This is a genomic window from Haloglomus litoreum, from assembly GCF_029338515.1.
In the GTDB taxonomy this organism is placed as follows: Archaea; Halobacteriota; Halobacteria; order Halobacteriales; family Haloarculaceae; genus Haloglomus; species Haloglomus litoreum.
On the sequence record NZ_CP119988.1, the window covers coordinates 3,102,856 to 3,121,068 of the forward strand.

At 64.8% G+C, this 18,213-nt stretch carries 16 protein-coding genes and 1 pseudogene; 8 read left to right on the top strand and 9 right to left on the bottom strand.

Annotation, left to right across the window (positions count from 1 at the left end; genetic code table 11):
* Positions 1-64: 64 nt before the first annotated feature.
* On the top strand, positions 65-2,209 hold the full coding sequence (locus P2T62_RS15505; protein WP_276257976.1) for a GLUG motif-containing protein: 2,145 nt from the start codon (positions 65-67) through the stop codon (positions 2,207-2,209).
* 41 nt (positions 2,210-2,250) lie between these two features.
* Here P2T62_RS15505 and P2T62_RS15510 read toward each other — a convergent pair whose 3' ends face one another.
* On the bottom strand, positions 2,251-2,814 hold the full coding sequence (locus P2T62_RS15510) for a metal-dependent hydrolase (protein WP_276257977.1): 564 nt from the start codon (positions 2,812-2,814) through the stop codon (positions 2,251-2,253).
* Positions 2,815-2,905: 91 nt separating this feature from the next.
* On the opposite strand from P2T62_RS15510, the gene P2T62_RS15515 reads away from it, so the two are divergent.
* The 3 genes from P2T62_RS15515 to P2T62_RS15525 are packed head-to-tail and all read left to right on the top strand — an operon-like array spanning position 2,906 to position 5,288.
* Positions 2,906-3,184: a DUF8044 family membrane protein gene (locus P2T62_RS15515; RefSeq protein WP_276257978.1), complete on the top strand. Its 279-nt coding sequence runs from the start codon at positions 2,906-2,908 to the stop codon at positions 3,182-3,184.
* Complete coding sequence (locus P2T62_RS15520; protein WP_276257979.1) at positions 3,185-4,279, top strand: DUF4350 domain-containing protein; 1,095 nt, start codon at positions 3,185-3,187, stop codon at positions 4,277-4,279.
* Positions 4,272-5,288 carry an AAA family ATPase gene (locus P2T62_RS15525; RefSeq protein ID WP_276257980.1) on the top strand — a complete coding sequence of 339 codons (1,017 nt, stop codon included), beginning with the start codon at positions 4,272-4,274 and terminating at the stop codon, positions 5,286-5,288. The genes P2T62_RS15520 and P2T62_RS15525 overlap by 8 nt, the downstream gene beginning before the upstream one ends.
* Before the next feature lie 105 nt (positions 5,289-5,393).
* On the opposite strand, the pseudogene P2T62_RS15530 reads toward P2T62_RS15525, so the two are convergent.
* A pseudogene (locus tag P2T62_RS15530) lies at positions 5,394-5,639 on the bottom strand (DUF7437 domain-containing protein); the annotation flags it as partial.
* 161 nt (positions 5,640-5,800) lie between these two features.
* On the opposite strand from P2T62_RS15530, the gene P2T62_RS15535 reads away from it, so the two are divergent.
* Positions 5,801-7,186: an ATP-binding protein gene (locus tag P2T62_RS15535; RefSeq protein WP_276257982.1), complete on the top strand. Its 1,386-nt coding sequence runs from the start codon at positions 5,801-5,803 to the stop codon at positions 7,184-7,186.
* Positions 7,187-7,223: 37 nt separating this feature from the next.
* Here P2T62_RS15535 and P2T62_RS15540 read toward each other — a convergent pair whose 3' ends face one another.
* The 7 genes from P2T62_RS15540 to P2T62_RS15570 all read right to left on the bottom strand — a co-directional run bounded on the left by P2T62_RS15540 (position 7,224) and on the right by P2T62_RS15570 (position 12,700).
* Positions 7,224-7,505: a DUF433 domain-containing protein gene (locus tag P2T62_RS15540; protein WP_276257983.1), complete on the bottom strand. Its 282-nt coding sequence runs from the start codon at positions 7,503-7,505 to the stop codon at positions 7,224-7,226.
* Between the two features lie 182 nt (positions 7,506-7,687).
* Entirely contained in the window at positions 7,688-8,488 is an 801-nt protein-coding gene (locus tag P2T62_RS15545) for a COG1361 family protein (RefSeq protein WP_276257984.1), read from the bottom strand.
* Between the two features lie 156 nt (positions 8,489-8,644).
* Positions 8,645-9,625, bottom strand: coding sequence for a DUF7982 domain-containing protein (locus tag P2T62_RS15550; protein WP_276257985.1), 981 nt, complete (start codon positions 9,623-9,625; stop codon positions 8,645-8,647).
* Between the two features lie 95 nt (positions 9,626-9,720).
* Complete coding sequence (locus P2T62_RS15555) at positions 9,721-10,170, bottom strand: toxin-antitoxin system TumE family protein (protein WP_276257986.1); 450 nt, start codon at positions 10,168-10,170, stop codon at positions 9,721-9,723.
* Between the two features lie 6 nt (positions 10,171-10,176).
* Entirely contained in the window at positions 10,177-10,716 is a 540-nt protein-coding gene (locus P2T62_RS15560; RefSeq protein WP_276257987.1) for a winged helix-turn-helix domain-containing protein, read from the bottom strand.
* Positions 10,717-10,781: 65 nt separating this feature from the next.
* Entirely contained in the window at positions 10,782-11,117 is a 336-nt protein-coding gene (locus P2T62_RS15565; RefSeq protein ID WP_276257988.1) for a DUF8163 family membrane protein, read from the bottom strand.
* A 35-nt stretch (positions 11,118-11,152) separates the two neighbouring features.
* A complete protein-coding gene (locus P2T62_RS15570) occupies positions 11,153-12,700 on the bottom strand; it encodes a DUF58 domain-containing protein (protein ID WP_276257989.1) in 1,548 nt (515 codons plus the stop codon).
* A 105-nt stretch (positions 12,701-12,805) separates the two neighbouring features.
* Between P2T62_RS15570 and P2T62_RS15575 the strand changes: the two genes are divergently transcribed.
* The 3 genes from P2T62_RS15575 (at position 12,806) to P2T62_RS15585 (ending at position 17,736) form a co-directional block, all read left to right on the top strand.
* Positions 12,806-14,989: a DUF4129 domain-containing protein gene (locus tag P2T62_RS15575; RefSeq protein ID WP_276257990.1), complete on the top strand. Its 2,184-nt coding sequence runs from the start codon at positions 12,806-12,808 to the stop codon at positions 14,987-14,989.
* 132 nt (positions 14,990-15,121) lie between these two features.
* A complete protein-coding gene (locus P2T62_RS15580) occupies positions 15,122-16,207 on the top strand; it encodes a DUF1616 domain-containing protein (RefSeq protein ID WP_276257991.1) in 1,086 nt (361 codons plus the stop codon).
* Between the two features lie 221 nt (positions 16,208-16,428).
* Positions 16,429-17,736 (top strand): glycosyltransferase family 2 protein, encoded by a 1,308-nt coding sequence (locus P2T62_RS15585; protein ID WP_276257992.1) that lies wholly within the window; start codon positions 16,429-16,431, stop codon positions 17,734-17,736.
* The last annotated feature ends 477 nt before the right edge of the window (positions 17,737-18,213 follow it).

The following is an 18,213-nucleotide window of genomic DNA, read 5'->3' on the forward strand; positions in this document are numbered from 1 at the left end:
GACGACTGGGACGCCGACGCCGACGGGCACACCGACGCCGCCGCCCGACTCGGATGGGGACGGCGTGGTCGACGACCGGGAACAGTCACTCGGTCTCGACCCCGAGCGGGCCGATACGGATGGCGACGGACTGAACGACGCCCACGAGCTCCGACTCGGGACGAACGCGACGGTCCCCGACACCGACGGCGACGGGCTGGAGGACGGGCCCGAAGTCCGCGAGTACGGAACCGATCCGACGCGGGCAGACACCGACCGCGATACGCTCGACGACGGACGGGAGGTGGCCAACGGGTCGAGCAGTCCGGTTCGCTGGGACACCGACGACGACGGGCTGAACGACGCCCGCGAACTGGCGCTCGGGACGGACCCCACGGCTGCCGACACCGACGGCGACGGACTCTCGGATGCACACGAGGTGGTCCGGACCGACCGCTATCCGGGTGCCGACCCGCTCCGCAAGGACGTGTTCGTCGAGATCGACTACATGCGGGACTACGCCCTCCCGGCCGAGGAGCGCTCGCTCATCGTCGAGAAGTTCGCGAACGCGCCCGTCGAGAACCCGGACGGCACGACCGGCATCACGCTGCATCTCCAGCGTGGCGAGCAGGTGCCGTACCGGCAGGTGCTGGACGATCGCGGGTCCGACGAGATCGAGTCCGAGTACTTCGACCACGCTCGAGAGGGCTACCACTACGCGATTCTGGTGGACCAGAGTGGACTCGCCGCGACGGAGGAACGAGAGACGGTAGACGGAGCGGCCACCCCCGGAACCGGGCTGTTCCACGTCTCCGGGTCGGTCGATGACACACGGATGGGCACCACGTTCATGCACGAACTCGGGCACTCGCTCGGCCTGAGTGGCGTCTACCGTGGCATCGACTCGACGACGGTCCCGTTCGAGCAGTACCCCAGCATGATGAACTACAACTCGCCGCCGGACTACTACGGCTACACCGGCAACGGGTCGTCGTTCGACGACTGGGCGACCGTCGGGAAGCGGATGGACGAGCCGATCCGAACGCGAGGGGTCCGTGTCGACTGCGTCGACCCCACCTTCGCCGGCGGGAGCGGCAGCGCGGAGAACCCGTACGAGATCGCGAACGTGACGCAGCTCAACTGCATCCGCGCGGACCTGAGCGCGAACTACGAACTCGTCGCGGACATCGACGCCACCGGACGCCGCGGGTTCGACCCGGTCGGTGACCGACTCGCCGGGGCGCCGTTCACCGGAACGCTCGACGGGAACGGGCACGCCATCTCCGGGCTGACACTCCGCCACCAGAACCGCAAGTACGTCGGACTGTTCGACATCATGGGTGGGACGGTCCTGGACCTCCGCATCACCGACGCCGATGTCGTCGGGAAGAGCTACGTCGGCGTCCTGGCCGCCGAGAACCGGGGAACCATCAGGAACGTCACCATCTCGGGGTCGGTCAGCGGTGTCGATGGCGGCGTCGAGAGCGGCGACGCCATCGGCGGTGTCGTGGCCATCAACGGCGATGGCCTCGGCAACCGTGGGAACCTCCCGACCGACGCGACCATCGCGCTGACGACCGCCGATGTCGACGTGAAGGGCGTCGATGGCGGCGGTCTCACGGCGTTCAACTACGGCCGCATCACCCGGTCGGCCGCGACCGGAAACGTCACCGGCGCGTTCTACAACAGCCCCTCCGAGCTTGGCGGGCTGGCCGGAGGGAACGCCGGTCGCATCACGGAATCCTTCGCGACGGGCACCGTCAGCGGGGCGAGTAATGTCGGTGGGTTGGTCGGGGAGCACTATCGCGGCACAATCGCGGACACGTACGCCACGGGAACGGTCCGGGCGACGTACAAGGGCGTCGGGGGACTCGTCGGCACGCATCGCGAGGGCCGCATCGTTCGCTCGTACGCGAACGGCCGACTGGAGGTCGGGAACAGGGTGCCCGCCGTCGGCGCCATCGCCGGGCAGTCGCTCCGCGGCAGCGTGGAGGCGTCGTACTGGAACGCCGGCCGGTACGATGTCGACCAGGCCGTTGGCGAGCGGACCGATTCGCTCGAGGGCATCGCCGACTCACCCGCGAACCGCTCCGCCTGGACCATCACGCCGGTCGAGAACCCGACCGGGGAGGCAGCACGCGATGCGCTCTCGGGCCTCTCGTTCGATTCGGTCTGGAAGACGACCGACGGGCACCCGACGCTCGCCTGGGCCGAGAACCGCGATCGCTGAGGGTGCCCTAGGGGGCTCGTCGAAGCCGCCTGTGACGGCCGTCAGTCGGTTCGCGAGCGGTCCGATTCCGACCGACGCATGGCAAGGCTGGCCAGTTCCCGGAGCCCCGGAAGGCCGTGTCGATACCAGAGCACGAGGCCGACCGCCGTCAGCCCGAGGCCGAACAGGAACAGCGGTGAGCCCTCGATATCCCGGAGGTGTGCGAACAGGCCGACCGTCTCGGTCGCCGGCGGCGGGACCAGCGGCCACACCAGGAACCCGAGATCACCGAAACTCAGCGAGACGAGCGAGCCGAACGCGTCACCCACGAAATGCGAGACGTAGCCGATGGTGAACGCCGTCGCCGAGCGGTCGGCGCCCCGAGCGCGGAACACCGCGACGACGGCGAGCATGATGAGCGTCCCCGTCAGCAGCGAGTGGGCCAGCGACCGGCCGTACGGAAGGACGCCGACGTACCACGCCAGCGTCTTGTCGATGATGTCCGGGAGCTGGGTGCCGAGCCCGAGTGCGACGACCGGCAGGCCGACCGGTCGCGTGTCGAAACGGCCGCGCAGGTACAGCGTGTACGCGAGGTAGCCAAGTGCGGCGTGGGCCCAGGGCCACATTCGGACGGATGTATCGCGGGCACGTGGATAGGTCGTTCGCTTGCCCCGGTATCCCGACACATTCTAACGCCCTCCCCCGAACACATCGACAATGGCGACCCGACGGCGACAGCGGTTCGTCCACGCGCAGCTGGCGTGGATGCTGGCGACGGTGCTGGCCCTGTCGCTGCTTGGTTCGCTCTCGTACGAGCTGTTCTTCGTCGTCTCGCTCATCGGCTTCCTCGTCGTCGTCGAGTTGACCGCGCCGTTCAATGTGACGCCGCAGTGGCGCTCACGGCTGAAGTGGCTCATCGGCCTCGGCCTCGTCGTCTTCGGCTACATCGTCGTCCGGCGCATCCTCGCTATCCTGCCGCCCGGGGTGTTCGGCTGAGTGCCACGGGAACTGCTGGGCATCGAGTGGGACGTGCCACGAGTGCTTCTGGTCGCGCTGGTGGCTGCGACACTGCTGGGCCTCGTCGTCGCCGCGAGCACCTCCTCGGCCGCCTTCGGACTCTACAACCCGGGTTGGGAGGGCACTTCGGAGCTCCGAGCCGTGGCCGACGAGACCGGTACCGAGACGACGGTCATCCAGAATACGACCGGCTACCGGAGCGCGGGCCCGGATTCGGTCGCGGTCGTCCTCGCCCCGGACCGGGGCTACACCGACCGGGAGGCCGCCAGAATCCGTGCCTTCCTCGACCGTGGCGGCACGCTCGTCGTCGCCGAGGACGTCGGGACCGGTGGGAACGAGCTCCTCGCCGCCGTCGGCGCATCTGCCCGCGTCAACGGCACGCTCCTGCGTGACGAGCGGTTCAACTACCGTTCGCCCGCGATGCCCCTCGCGCGGAACGTGACCGCCAACGAGACACTCACGCGGGGCGTCGATCGGCTGACACTCAACTACGCGAGCGTCGTCGAACCGGGCGACGACAACACGACCGTCCTCGTCCGCTCGTCCGGATTCGCCTATCTGGACACCAACGACAACGGCGAACTCGACGATAGCGAGCGGCTGGCCTCGCGCCCGGTCGCGACCGTCGAGCGTGCCGGGCAGGGACGCGTCGTGGTCGTCTCGGACCCCAGCCTGTTCATCAACACGATGCTGGAGCGGTCCGGAAACCGACGGTTCGCCCGGAACCTGCTCGGGAGCGAGGAGCGTCTGCTGCTCGATTTCTCCCACACCGCCGACCTGCCGCCACTCACCCTCGCGGTGGTCACCGTCCGCAACACGCCGCTACTGCAGACACTCGTCGGCTGTCTCGCGGTCGGTCTCGTCGGCGCGTGGGGCGCTGGCTGGTTCGGTCGGTTCGGGGGGCTCCTGGGGCGTGTCCGCGGGGACGGCCGCTCCGCCGACGCCGCGCCCGTGACGGAGGCCGACCTCGTGGCGTACCTCCGCGAGCGACACCCCGAGTGGGAGGAGTCGCGAATCCGGCGGATTGCACAAGGGATTTCAACGGAACGCGGCGAAGGTGGCGCAGATGACTGACCCCGCGTCGGTGGCCGCGTCGGTCCGCGAGGAAGTGAGCAAGGTGCTCATCGGCAACGAGGACACCGTCGACCGGCTGACCATCGCGTTGCTGACGCGCGGTCACGTCCTGCTCGAAGGCGTCCCCGGCGTCGCGAAGACGACGATGGCGAACCTCATGGCCCGGGCGACCGGCCTCGACTACAACCGCATCCAGATGACGCCGGACGTGCTGCCCGCCGACGTGACGGGCACGAACGTCTACCGCGAGAACATCGGCGACTTCCAGGTCCAGAAGGGACCCGTCTTCGCGAACGTGGTGGTGGCCGACGAGATCAACCGTGCCACGCCGAAGACACAGTCCGCGCTGTTGGAGGCGATGCAGGAGCGTACCGTCACCATCGAAGGCAACACTCACTCGCTCCCCGACCCTTTTTTCGTCGTTGCAACACAGAATCCAATAGAGTTCGAGGGGACCTTCGAGTTACCAGAGGCGCAACGTGATCGCTTCCAGTTCAAGCTGACCGTCGACTTGCCCGACCGCGAGACGGAGTCGACGATTCTCGACCGATTCGACAGCGACCCTGGGCTCGGCCCGGACGATGTCGAGCAGGTCGTCGACCCCGAGGGGCTACAGGAGGCTCGCGACACCGTGACCGATATCCACGTCGCCCGGCCGGTCAAGGAGTACATTCTCGACCTCGTTGCAGCGACGCGTGACAGCCCGGACACCGCCCACGGCGCCTCACCGCGGGCCACGCTGGCCTTCCTCAACGCCGGCAAGGCGCAGGCCGCCATCGAGGGTCGCGAGTACGTCATCCCCGACGACGTGAAGGCGCTGGCCGAGCCCATCCTCGCGCATCGGCTCGTCCTGAGTACGGACGCCGAGTTGAGCGACGTGACCGCTCGCGAGGTGGTGCAGGACGTGGTCGGGTCGGTGGCGCCGCCGAGTGCAGAGGGGATGCTGGAGGAAGCTGATGAGGCTGAGGAGGCGGTCGGGGACGGTGGGACGCCCCCCGGGGAGAACTGAACCACTCACGGAGGTGTCTGGCATCGCGAGATTAGGGGAGGCTTCTAGGACGACGCTAGTGGCCAGCGCCGGGAACATGGGAGCAAGCGCCAGCCACCGGCGTGGTTATGCAACCGCGTTGTCGTACTGGGTCGCAACTGGCTCCAGCGCCTGGAGGATGATCTCGGCCTCAAGCGGTGAGAGGTCGAGTTCCCGGGCTGCAATCCGATGATTGACAGTGCCGTCGATGTACTCGTAGGCGTACTCGAGTGCGACGGCAAGTCCGTCGAGACCATGGCGCTCGATGTAGACTTCAATGTCCTCGTCCTCCTCGCGGCGGACGACAGCTGCGATAAGCGCTGGTGTGAACTCGACCGTTGTCTCCTCCCCAGTCATCTCACCGTTGCGTAGGACCCACACCTCTATGAATTCCGGGTGAGGGGAGCATCTCCGGATTCGGTTCGAAGCACGTGTCAGCCCAGACTGCTCGCCGCAAACGATTAGTCATTATCGCAGTAATCATAATCCAGATAATGACCTTCTACGACCGCGAGGACGAACTCGCGGCGCTGGAGTCCGCGTTCGTGTCGGGCGGGCACGACCTGTTCGTGGTCTATGGGCGCCGCCGCGTCGGCAAAACGGAGTTGCTCAAGCAGTTCTGCGCGGACCGGCCGCACGTGTACTTCCTCGCGGCCCAGGAGGCAGAGACGCGACAGCGAGAGAAGTTCGTCGAGCAGATCGCATCGCACTTCGACGACCGCGTGCCTCGCATCGACGGCTGGGACGAGGCGCTGGGCTACTTGAGCGAGAAGCTCTCCGAGGAGCCCACCGTCGTCGTCATCGACGAGTTCCCGTACCTCGTCGCGGAGAACGACTCGCTCCCGTCGTACCTCCAGTCGTTCGTCGACGAGGAACTGGCAGACACCGAGTCGATGGTCGTCCTGTGTGGATCGGGCGTGAGTACGATGGAGTCCGAGGTGCTCGGCCACGAGAGTCCGCTCTACGGTCGTCGAACCGGGCAGATCGACCTCGGGCCGTTCTCCTTTAGCCAGGCCCTCGAAGCGATTTCGTACGAATTTCCGGAGGCGATTCGATCGTATGCAGTCAGCGGTGGAACCCCGATGTATCTCCTGCGCTTCGATTTCGGGCTCTCGCTTGCCGAGAACATCCGGTCGAAGATACTCTCCCCGACAGCGGTGCTTCACTCGGAGCCGGAGTTCCTGTTGCGGACGGAGTTACGGAACCCTGCTCGGTACATGAGCATCCTCGAAGCCGTGGCCACGGGTCATACCACACCCAACAAGATCGCGGGAGCCACGGGTATCGATTCGGGCCCGCTCTCGAAGTACCTGCAGACGCTCCGACGGCTTCGGCTCATCGACCGCAAGGTTCCGGTGACCGCCTCGAAGCAGAAGTCGAAGCGGTCGCGATACCGCGTGGCCGACCAGTTCCTCCGGTTCTGGTTCCGATACGTGGAGCCCAACCGGTCGAGCATCGAGGAGGCTCCGGATGTCGTCTTCGAGGGGACAATCGAGCCGAGTCTCCCGGACCACGTCTCGGATACGTTCGAGACCGTCTGTCGAGAGGCCGTCTGGGAGGCCGTCCGTCGTGGGACCGTCGCCCCCTACTCGGAGGTCGGCCCCTGGTGGTACGGCGAGGAGGAGATCGACATCGTCGGACTTGCCCCGGACGACGACCGAATCCTCCTCGCGGAGTGCAAGTGGACGAGTGAGCCGGTCGGGAGAGGACTGGTCGATGATCTCCGGTCAAAAGCCGCGGAGGTCCAGTGGGGGCCCGCCTCTCGCACGGAACAGTTCGCGCTGTTCTCGAAGAGTGGGTTCGTCGATGGGCTAGAGGGCGATCTTGACGACACCTGGATGCTGTTCGACCTCGAGGACCTAGAGGCGCTTCTGTCTTGACATCCTCCCACGGTTGAAACCGTGGGCTTCCGCCGCGCTAATCGGTGAAGGTGGACCGATCTTTTGCTTCGGCAGCAGCTCGCTCGTGGCGCTCCTCGACACGCCGCATCTCCTCGGGGTTCCGGTGATAGTAGGCGAGTGCCTCGTTGATATCAACGATATCCAGATCGTACCGCTCCGCAACCCGTTCGGGGGCGAGCCCGCGCTGTTCGACACGTACGTGGACATCTCGGACGGTGATACGACTCCCCTCGATGTGGGGCTCGCCGTGGATATCCGAATCTTCGGCGGAGACGATTCGGTACTGCTGGGTCGCCATCGTATCTGAATAGTTTCTCGGCCGACTTCAACCCTCACCGAAACAAACGTCCTCCTCACGATAGTCAGTGTCCGTTCCCTCATCGATTCCTCGACTGAAGAAAATCTATCAGGGAACATGCTGGCCAGGTGGTGCGAGTCGGATACTGAGGTTTCCAACAGAACCGCTTGACGGAACGGTTATTACCGCAGGTTGGCTTCGATGTTCTGCTGCGTTTGCTCTAGGTTCCACGCGTAGGTATCGGTGTCCGCCGGAATCTGATAGAGGGCGATTCCCGAACCCCCTTGCTTGATGTCACCTCTGGATTGAACGCCATCGACGAGGTCCCCGGTAGCGTGGTCGAGATCGTAGAATCTGGTACTGGTCTCGACCCTGCTTCGGAACCAGATGTCCTGCATGTTCAGCGCGCCCTCGATCACATCGAACTCCACAATCACCCACTTGTACCCCTCCTCTCGTTGGCCACCATCGGAACGACGTTTGCGAATATCCTCCGGAAGCTCTTCAGGCATTTTCCCGGCGGAGATGGTGTATTCGAGTTGGATTACTGGAGGAACGGCTTCAATAATGAACTCCTCTTCGAGTTCATCGATCCGGAATCGGTATTCACCTGTGGTTTCCAGTGTAACCTCGTTTGATACCCACGTCCCAGTTTCGCCGGATTCGATTTCCTCAACTTCGGCATCTCCGGACTTGACCCACCCTGCTGTCGGATGCAGAACAGATACCTGCGACTCGAAGGCACCCGGGCCATTTCCCACGTTCTCTACCGTCATCTCGACCGTAAACATCTCGCCGATCTCGATCTCTTGCGGGTGGTTCAGCGAAACGATTTCGAATTCCGGTTCGCCCGCTGGCTGTACGGTTCGGGTCGGTGTTTCTTCGGAAACATCCGTGTCTGTATCCGTAACCTCGGGTGAATCGGTGTCCTCCTCTGGCTGTTCATCAGTGGTGCCATCCGATGAACATCCAGCAACTGTCATCGCAAATGCGCTCGATACGCCGCTCAGGAGCCGTCTTCGGCGCATATTGCTCGGAATATCGAAAGTCTATCAAATAGTCCTACCGACATGACTATTGTACAACTGACCTGCCGGAAGAACGAGAGCGGTCGAATCGACTCTGGGCCCCTCTTTTGCTTACTCGTCGGCGACTTCTTGACCTCCGTCCACCCGTTCGAACTCCTCGTCCGCTCTGACAGGCCGCACCGTCACGGCCACGTCCGCCCGGCCGTCGGCCTCCGTGACCTCGGCCGTCGTCGCCACCTCGAAGCCACGGGCGAAGCCGGCCGCGAGGAACGAGGCGACGGGGTGGTCGAAGCGTCCCACGTCGCCATACGCGGACCCGGAGATGCCGACCGTGACGCGCTCGTGGCTCGCGTCCACGTCGGTCCCGTCGACGAGTTCGAACTGCTCGACGAGGCCGTCGGCGAGTTGCTCGGCCAGCGCGCTGGGCGCGTCGGCCAGCGGGCCCGTCAGCGAGCGCTCGAACTCGTCGAACAGGGCGTCGCCCGTCGGGGCGAGCGCGAGCCCACGCGTCCCGTCGGTGATGACAAATCCAGGTTCGAGGTCCGTGTCGTCCGGCAGGGCCGTCTCGTCGTCCGCGTCCGCTTGGGAGACGAACAGGCGGACATCGTCGCTCGCCCCGCGGGGGACGTAGACCGGGTCGGCGAGGCCGAGGTCGGCGAGGAGGGCACTGCTGTTGGTGGCGAGCGTGCTGTAGACGGCCTCGCCGACGCTGGCGGAGATGAAGCGTTCGGGCGTCAGGTAGTAGGTGAGGAGTGCGCCGAACAGGCCCGTCGCGCCGAGTGCGAACAGGACGGTTCGAGCGCCCGGGAAGAGGACACCCGCACCGGCCGCGACGGCGCCGACGAGCGCGAGACCGAGCGCCGTTCGACGGTAGTGCTGCTGTCGGGCGCGGGCATACTCCTCGCGGAGTCGGCGGTTCTCCTCCTGCAGCAGGTCGAGTTGTGCGGCGAGCGTGGCGCGGTCGGGTTGGGCGTCCTGTGCTGCTGGGGACTCATCGGAGTCGCTGCTGTCGGCGTCCCCGTCCCCGCGCTCGTCCTCGTCCAGCGCACCCGACATTCCGTGTTCGTCTCCCGTCTCCGCCTCCTGACTCATGGCTTCTCCGGAATCGCTCTTTCTCGGCATAGTAGACGACGCTCACACACGTCCGAGAAGCCACCACGAGCCGGTGACCTGGACACGTATGTCCCTCACGTATCTGCACCATCACCATCCAGGTTGAGTGTCTCGAGTCCGCTATCGTCGACTATCGCGCGGCGCCAGCGACTGAGAATCGCTCGCGTCACTATCTGTGGCTGCACAACCCCTGTCAGGAACGAGGGCTGAGCGCGGCCCGCATCCGGCGGTGGGTGGAAATGGGCGTCCGGCGCACTGTCTTTCGGGTGATTGTCGAATCGGAAGTCGAATCCAGACGATTCGGTGTAGTGGAACCGGTACGCACCGCTGGCCCACCAGGTGATCTCGAATCGACCGGGCGTGTCTAACCCCGTTGTGAATTCGACAACGAGTTCGGTCGGATTGACCGGGTCGTCGAAGCCGACTGAGTCGACCAGGGGTTCCTCTTCGAGCAGTAGGTCGCGGATCTGGCGGAGAACCGGATAGTCGACGGGCCCGACAGAGCCGGAGAACTCGTCCGTCATCGGGGCCTACTGGCTGGCCGCGCCCAGGTCGCGTGCTCGTCCGTAGTTGATAGCAGCCTGGGCGATGTGGAGATTCCGCTCCGTGGTCTGCCACTCGGAGACGGCCTCCCACGCCCCTGGCGGCGCGTCCCCACCAAGAGAGCTGGCGAGTTCCTCCGGAGACGCAGCGTCGTATTCGGTTTCGAGGGCCCCGATCCGCTCTTTCATCTCTCGGATGCTCGCAATCAGCTCATCGCGGCTGTGTTCTGCCGACAGTTCGCGAATCCGTTGGTAGAGCATGGTATCCTCGTTCCGAGCATACCGCGTTGCGTTCTGATCCTCGGTCGTGGCCGCCGTTCCAACCTCGACCAGCGACCGGAGGTGCTTCCGGGCTGTCGGCTCACTCACGAGTGCCTCGTCGGCAATCTCACCGGCTGTCTTCGGCGTCCGCGTCTGCTCGACCACCTGCTGGACTCGCTCCAGCGCCGTCGTCGACTCTTTCCAGTCCTCGCCGGCTTTAGCAACGGTATTTCCCTCTCTATCGTGGTCGTTGACCTCTGCGCCCATACCGAATCCTGGGACTTGTGCGTAAAATATCTTTCCGTCAGAAATATTTGTTTGCCATTGCGGCCTTACGGTTCGTCTGACACCAGCCCAAGTCGGACCCGCTCGTACCGATGCAGCCCGTAGCCGACGAACCCACCGACGACGACCAGCGTCAGCGCGACGAGCCAGAGACTCTCGGTCCCGCGCCGGGCCAGCTCCACGACGCCGAAGAGGCCGAGCGCCAGCACCCAGCACGCGAGCGTCGTCCGGAGGGCACTACCCGTCCCGGCGAACGAGAGCGCGCAGATGACGAGCGAGACCACCGCGAGCACGCCGAACACCGGGAGCGGAATCGCTCCCGGAACGATGCCGACAGCGAGCAGGTAGATGATCACCACGAACGCAGGGCCGAACAGCGACACCCGACTCGCGTCTCGAGACGAAGAAGTTTCGGGGCTCATCGCCCCTCACCCGTGTCCCCTGCCGTGGGTGTTCCGCCCGATTCGCGTGTAGCCGGCATCCCGTGAGCGGACTCGCCCCGGGTACCAGTCGCTTGCCCCGAGGCACGCCCCCGCCGCCGCTGCTGGCCCAGGAGCGCGCCGACGCGGTCGCCCGGTGCGACCTCGAACGCCTCGACGCGGTCGAGCGCGGCGAGGTTCCGGCGGAACTCCTCGAAGTCGAGGTAGCGGTCGTACGCCGACTCCAGATCCGCCATCGCGTCCGGTTCGTACAGCACGCGCGGCGCGAGGAAGACGACGACGTGGTCGTCGCCGCGTCGTGCGACCTTGACGGCCTCGCGGAGTTCGGCGCGGTCGCTATCGTCGGTGAGGGTGACGGTCCAGGTCGACCCGCGGAGGCGGGTGAGCCGACTCCGAGCGGTCGCGAACAGCGGGTTCGTCTCGACGCGTTCGACGTACGGGTCGGTCGCCTCGAGGAACGGCCGGAGCGTCGTCGCGAACGGGGTCTCCTCATCAGCGAGTGCCACGGAGTCACGCCGTGCCGTGGCCGGCGTCCGGGCCTCGCGTCGCGACGTATCGCTCGTGGCGTCGGCCGCCGCCGCGGTCGGTTCGAGGCCCGTCAGGAGCTCGCGGATGGTCGTGTAGGCCTCCAGGTCAGCGTTCGGTGACTCGGCCACCGTCAGGCCCTCATCGCCGACGGCGTAGCAGCCCAGCGGGTCGTTCAGGTCGCGTGCGCTCTCGAGATAGACGATGGCGACCTCGCGGAGGTAGTCCAGCACGCGCTGGCCCTCGCGGCCGAGGCCCGTCCCCGCGCGGTGGTCGAGCAGGAGGACGGTCGTCCGGTCGGTCTCGGCCTCGAACTCGCGGATGTGGGGCTCGTTCAGCCGGGCGGTCGCCTTCCAGTCGATGCGTTTCGCCTCGTCGCCGGCGACGTACTTGCGGACCTCGGCGGGTTCGAGCCCGGACCCGAGGCGGCCGGCGTCGTGCTCGCCGTACGCGGCCGCGACGGACTCGCCGCCTGCGCCGACGTGGACGTTCCGGGGGGCACGAGGCTCGACCGTGAGTCGGGGCTCCGGACCACGCTCGATGGTCTCGTGGAAGAGGCCACGGCCATCCGAGAGGTGGAGGGTCGGCTGCGGGACGGCATGTCGTCCGGCGACGGGGACGGTAACGCCGAATGTCGTGCTGGCGGCCGTCTCGCCACGGCCGAGCGTCAGGGTCGTGTCGGCTTCGTCGACCGCGCGGTCCGCGACGGGGCGTCGGCCATCGATACAGACATCGAGCGGGCTTCCGTCGGGCGCGTCGACCGAGAGGGTGATGGTCGCGGGGTCGTCGGTCGCGACCCGACCGGGGGCAAGTGACTGGTCGACGGTGAGCCGGTCGTCGAGCGCAGCGACGTGGTGGGTGAAGAGGTACTGGTGAGCGAGGAGCCACGCGCCGACAGTGGCCGCACCGAACAGCAGGAGCGGCCGCTCGAAGGCCACCGCGAGTGCGACCAACACGAGCGCGGTCGCGGCGACCGCCCAGGCACGGCGCGTGGCGTGCATATTGTGGTGGTAGGGGGTGGGCAGGTTGAAAGCTTCCCTCTGGGGCGTCGCGTGGATGCCGAGACGGAGCCTCTTTGAGCCTCTGGAGTCTCGGTCGGGGTGAACGTGCGCCGTCGTGTCGTCCTCGTGCTGGCAGTCTGCCTCGTGGTCGCGGGACTCGTCACACCCATCAGCGCGGCCGGAGCGAGTACTGTAGACCATGCCGGTGGCGACGAGGCTGTCCTTGGCTCGACTGTCGGGACGCTACAGGCGGAGAACAACACGACGGCGGTACGGCATCGTGACCCGGATGCCACCGACGAGGCAGGGAATCTTGCCGCGATCCGCGGCCAGCTCGCCGGGCGGATGGGGGAGATCACGGTCGACTGTTCGGAGGGAATCCGCATCGGGAACTACGACGCCTGCGACGAGATGAACGGGAGCTACAGCGACGCGCTCTCGAAGTACGTCGATGTGACCGGGCGGGACGCTGGCGGGACCGAGGACGGCACGCAGTCCGCAGAGGATTACCGCGAGCTGCAGCGCGAGACGCGCGAGCTGGCCAACGAGACCCAGCAGTTCCAGCAGACCTACCGCGAGTACCGTGAGGCGCGACGGAACGGCAACACGACGCGGGTGCGACGGCTGGCCCGGGAACTGCTCGAGTTACGGGAGGGTATCCAGCGGACCGGGACGAACGTCTCCCGGTCAGCGAACGACGTCGGGAACCGGACCGGCATCTCGCTCGCGGCCGTCGAGCAGAACACGCAGGCCGTGACCGCGAACGTGACGAACACGACCGAGACCGTGGTCGTTGACGTGTTCGTCCCCACGGCGATGACCGTCTCGCGAGTAGGCCAGGGGAACGTCTCCGCCAGGGACCCGCTCGTCGTAACAGGAAGGGTACAGACGGCCAACGGGACGGCGGTTCCGAACGGGACCGTCGTGTTGGCAACCGGACCCGGACGCGGGGCGCGCCTCATCGACCGAACACGGGTGGCAGTCAACGAATCCGGGGCGTACCGACTGACCTATCGCCCGACGACCATCCCACCCGGTGAGCGAACGCTATCGCTTCGGTACCAGCCACCGCTTGCATCGGTGTACCTTCCGGCGAATGGAACCGTCGACACCACGATCGAGCAGATTCGTGCCCAGCTTGCAGTCGGTGAGACACCCGAGACACTCCGGTATCGCGACGAGATACGTGCCGTGGCGCGTGTCACGGGTGGCGAAGGCGAGTCTATCGCCCTGCAGCGCGTGCCGCTTGCGCTGCGTGTCGACGGGCAGACACTCGCAGGGGCCGAGACCAACGGGACGGGCGATGCGGTGCTGCGGTCACGTCTGCCGGCCGGCATCACCCCGGGGAACCGAACCCTGACGGTCGCGGGGGCGACGCGGGGCCGTGCTGTAATCGTCGGGTCGATCAGTCGCGACGTTCGGGTCGCTCCGACCGAGGCGGCTCTCGATGCACGGGCCGTCCAGACGAGTGCCGGGGCGCGCACGATTCGGGTGGTCGGGCGGCTGCGTGCCGACGGCCAGGGCGTGCCCGCACAGGATCTCGGGGTTCGTGTCGATGGACGACTCGTGACGACACTCGAGACGAACGCGACCGGCCACTACCGCAAGACGGTGACGGTGCCGAACGCGTCGTTCCCGGCGACCGGCACCGGGGACGTGGGAGTCGTCGTCACGTTCGACGGCGCCGGGACGAATCTCGAGAGTACTCGCGTCCGACAGCAACTCACCCTGCAGCGCGGAGCAACGGCATCATCCGGCGGCGTATTCGACCAGGTGGTTGGTTTCGTTGAAGCCAACCCAGCGGTGGTGGCCGGTGGCGTGGTGCTAGGGCTCCTGTTCGTCGCTGGTGCGTTCCTCTTCCTCCGTCGGCGCGGGGACGAGGCGAGCGAGTCGGTGGTCGCTGCGGAGTCCTCTGCTGGAGGTGCCGACGATGGTGGGACGGAAGGCGATGTTGAACGGGGTCCTGGCGTGGAGGCGGTACAGGAGGCACTCGGCGACGGCGCCTACGCCCGTGCGGTGCTGTCGGGCTACGCGGCCGTCCGGCGTGGACTGCCCGTCCCGGAGCAGTCCTCGGTCACGCACTGGGAGTTCTATCGTCGGGCCAGCGAGGCCGGTCTGTCGGAGCGGCAACTCGAGGCACTGCGTGACGTGACTGAGGCGTTCGAGCGTGTGAGCTTCGCCGGGCAGACGCCCGATGAGGACGAGGCTGCGTCCATCGTCGAGACCGTGCGGAACGCGCTCGGGGACGGCAGCGACACCAGTGTGGACGCAGCCCGGGCAGATGACTGACCTGTGCCGGGCAAATGTATCGGGTGTCACAACGATAAACGACGAGAATCGCTCGGGTGTCGCACATCCGGACACGTCCGTGGGAACGTGCGACCGACCGGCTTTTGGTCCTCGGTTGCCTCGCCCCGATAGATGAGTGACCGGCCCGACCCGTGGCTGCTGCTCCCAGCGCCGGTTCGGCGGCTGCCGGCAGATCTGGCGGCCGTCACGCTGCTGGTCCTGCTGACGGTCGTCGCGGTGTTCGCGCCCGTCGTCCGGGAGACACCGCTGCGGATCGTTCTGGGCCTGCCGTTCGTGCTGTTCGTGCCCGGATACGCGTTCGTCGCGGCCCTGTTTCCCGAGGCCGGGGAGGGCCCCGTCGATGAGGAGTTGGAGGACCCGGAGGCGGTCGAGGCGTCGCGTGACGGTGGCATCGACGGCATCGAACGGGTCGCGCTCTCGTTCGGGTTGAGTATCGCCATCGTCCCGTTGATCGGGCTGGTGCTGAACTTCACGCCGTGGGGAATTCGCCTGACGCCGATCATGGTCGCGGTGAGCGGGTTCACGCTCGTGGCCGTGGCCTTGGGCGCGGTACGGCGCTGGGAGTTACCCCAGGAAGAGCGGTTTTCGGTGCCGTATCGGTCGTGGATCGCTGGGGGTCGTGAGGAGATGTTCGAGCCGGATTCGCGTGCAGACGCGGCGCTGAACGTGGTGCTGGTGTTGAGCATCCTGCTCGCGGTGTCGAGTGTAGGGTACGCGGTTGCGGTGCCCAAGCAGGGCGAGTCGTTCTCCGAGTTGTATCTGTTGACTCAGAACGAGACGGGCGACCTAGTTGCGGATGACTATCCGACGGAGTTCACCCATGGGGAACCGCGGGAACTGGTGGTGGGAATCGGGAATCACGAGCACGAGACTGTGAACTACTCCGTGGTGGTCATGCTCCAGAACGTGACGTTCGTGACGAACGAGTCACGGGTGCGTTCAGCGAACGGGACGGTGACACCCGTCTACAACGAGACGCGGGTGCTGGAGGAGGAGCGGATGCGGACGTTCGAGACCACGCTCGGGCAGAACGAGACGTGGATTCAACCCCACTCCATCGAGCCGACGATGGCGGGCGAAGACCTGCGGCTGACGTACCTGCTGTACAGGGGTGAGGTGCCGTCGGAGCCGAGTGTGGATGGAGCGTATCGGGAGGTGCATCTGTGGGTCAACGTGAGTCGGACAACGTCCCGATGACGCTGGGCGATTGTCCTGACCCGCATGTTTATACGATTTCAGTAAGAGGGTACTACCACACTGCGGCGTGCTGCAACAGACAAGTGTGACGAGTTGGGGTTCAACACGATATGTCAGGGGTAGACAGGCTGGAAGCACTGAGTTCGGGTGTGACAGGGTCCGATTTCGACGGTGGAACCATGGGTGGGACCGAAACACTATGTACTACAATCCATATATAAATGGCCAATACTGACGAATCGGTAATCGGTACAGCATCGAGTCTCGCGACGGACCAGCCAGCAGTCGGGCTCGTGGTAACTGCCGAGGATTCGGAGCGCTTCACGCAGGACATCCTCCGCGCACAACACCATGGATACGATGTCCTTGTGGCAGTCCCCGAGACGCTCGACGGCGAGATGCTCGGATTCGCAGAGCAGCTCGCGAGCCAGGTTATAGAGGTCCCGTCCAACGAGATGTCGGATGCACCCGACCGAATCGCGAAGCTCGCTCGAAGCGATGGGTATCCCGGAGTGATCATCCAACGAGATCTCCGCGAGCGGGTCGACTTCTCCTCCAGCGAAGCAGCCCTTTCGGGGGAGCCCGATTACGCGGCCGAAGCAATCTATGTGAAGGCCGACGATAACCGACCGGAGATCATCGTCGGCATTCCTGCCTACAACGAGGAGGTCGGCATCGGGAGTGTGATTCTCCAGGCAAGCGAGTACGCTAGCGAGGTCGTCGTTGTCGATGATGGGAGTACCGATCAGACCGTTCCGGTCGCACGCGAGGCGGGAGCGACGGTCGTCGAACACGAGGCGAACGCCGGCAAAGGGGCTGCGGTACAGACCTTGTTCGACCACGTTACCGGGCAATCGTTCGATGCGCTCGTACTCATCGACGGTGATGGGCAACACGTTCCTTCAGACATCCCGGAGGTAGTCAGCCCAGTATCGGATGGAGAGTCGGATCTGGTAGTTGGAAGTCGCTACTTGGAGGAATCTGGAGAAGACGAGACCCCTCGGTACCGCCGGTTCGGACAGCGGGTACTCGATATGCTGACAATCGGGTCCTCTCGAACGAACGTCACGGACTCGCAGAGTGGCTTCCGTGCGTTCTCCCCGAAGGCCGTCGAAGAGCTCGAACTCAACTCACAGTCGTTCGGCGTCGAGTCCGAGATGATCAGCGAGGCGTCCAGTAAGGGGCTGGCTATCGAGGAACGGTCCATCGACGTTCGGTACGAAGGAATCGACGGGCAGACGCAGAACCCGCTCCGACACGGACTTACCGTGGTCACCTTTCTGCTGATGCTGATACGGGATCGGCATCCGCTCCTATTTTTCGGAGTTCCTGGGGCAATCTTCCTCGGCATCGGAGCATTCTACGGAATAGACGCAATCCTCACTTACCAATCCTCGGGGGCGTTCTATCCATCGAAAGTGCTCGTCAGCGGGTTCCTGACGGTTATCGGAACCCTCGGATTGTTCATCGGACTCGTTCTCAATCGTATTGGGAACATGATTGCAAAGCTCGAAGAAGGGCTGATTTGATTACCTTGAGACGGTAATGGTAAACTTCAAATTGATTAAAATACCCAGTATGAATATGGCCCAATCTGTGTCGCATTTTTCCATACAAAATTGACCAGAACCAAACAAGTAAATTATAGACAGAAGAAAATACGACAAATGCACATTTTATTGCTAACAGAAGATTATTATCCAAATACAGATGGCGGTGCTCAGGTACGTTGGAGATTTTCAAAACTAGTAGAGGAGTCCGGAGAATCGATTTCAGTGATTACGAGTAAAGTTGGAGACCGGCCACAGCAAGAGATAGTGGAAGGGGTTGAAATATTGCGGCCCGCTCGGGCGGTCGCAGAGAATTTACAGGGATTCGAATGGTATTCAATAGTTACTAGATTTATCTTTATGGTCATCTTATGTTTGTATGTTCCATTCTGGTGTTTTCGGAATAGACCGAATGTAATACTTTCCAAATCCCACTCAACTCATGCACCTGCCAAG

Bases quoted from the DNA above. Each gene is read 5' to 3' on its own strand.
- P2T62_RS15510 (WP_276257977.1), bottom strand. From the start codon at position 2,814: ATGTGGCCCTGGGCCCACGCCGCACTTGGCTACCTCGCGTACACGCTG.
- P2T62_RS15515 (WP_276257978.1), top strand. From the start codon at position 2,906: ATGGCGACCCGACGGCGACAGCGGTTCGTCCACGCGCAGCTGGCGTGG.
- P2T62_RS15525 (WP_276257980.1), top strand. From the start codon at position 4,272: ATGACTGACCCCGCGTCGGTGGCCGCGTCGGTCCGCGAGGAAGTGAGC.
- P2T62_RS15535 (WP_276257982.1), top strand. From the start codon at position 5,801: ATGACCTTCTACGACCGCGAGGACGAACTCGCGGCGCTGGAGTCCGCG.
- P2T62_RS15540 (WP_276257983.1), bottom strand. From the start codon at position 7,505: ATGGCGACCCAGCAGTACCGAATCGTCTCCGCCGAAGATTCGGATATC.
- P2T62_RS15545 (WP_276257984.1), bottom strand. From the start codon at position 8,488: ATGACAGTTGCTGGATGTTCATCGGATGGCACCACTGATGAACAGCCA.
- P2T62_RS15550 (WP_276257985.1), bottom strand. From the start codon at position 9,625: ATGAGTCAGGAGGCGGAGACGGGAGACGAACACGGAATGTCGGGTGCG.
- P2T62_RS15555 (WP_276257986.1), bottom strand. From the start codon at position 10,170: ATGACGGACGAGTTCTCCGGCTCTGTCGGGCCCGTCGACTATCCGGTT.
- P2T62_RS15560 (WP_276257987.1), bottom strand. From the start codon at position 10,716: ATGGGCGCAGAGGTCAACGACCACGATAGAGAGGGAAATACCGTTGCT.
- P2T62_RS15570 (WP_276257989.1), bottom strand. From the start codon at position 12,700: ATGCACGCCACGCGCCGTGCCTGGGCGGTCGCCGCGACCGCGCTCGTG.
- P2T62_RS15580 (WP_276257991.1), top strand. From the start codon at position 15,122: ATGAGTGACCGGCCCGACCCGTGGCTGCTGCTCCCAGCGCCGGTTCGG.
- P2T62_RS15585 (WP_276257992.1), top strand. From the start codon at position 16,429: ATGGCCAATACTGACGAATCGGTAATCGGTACAGCATCGAGTCTCGCG.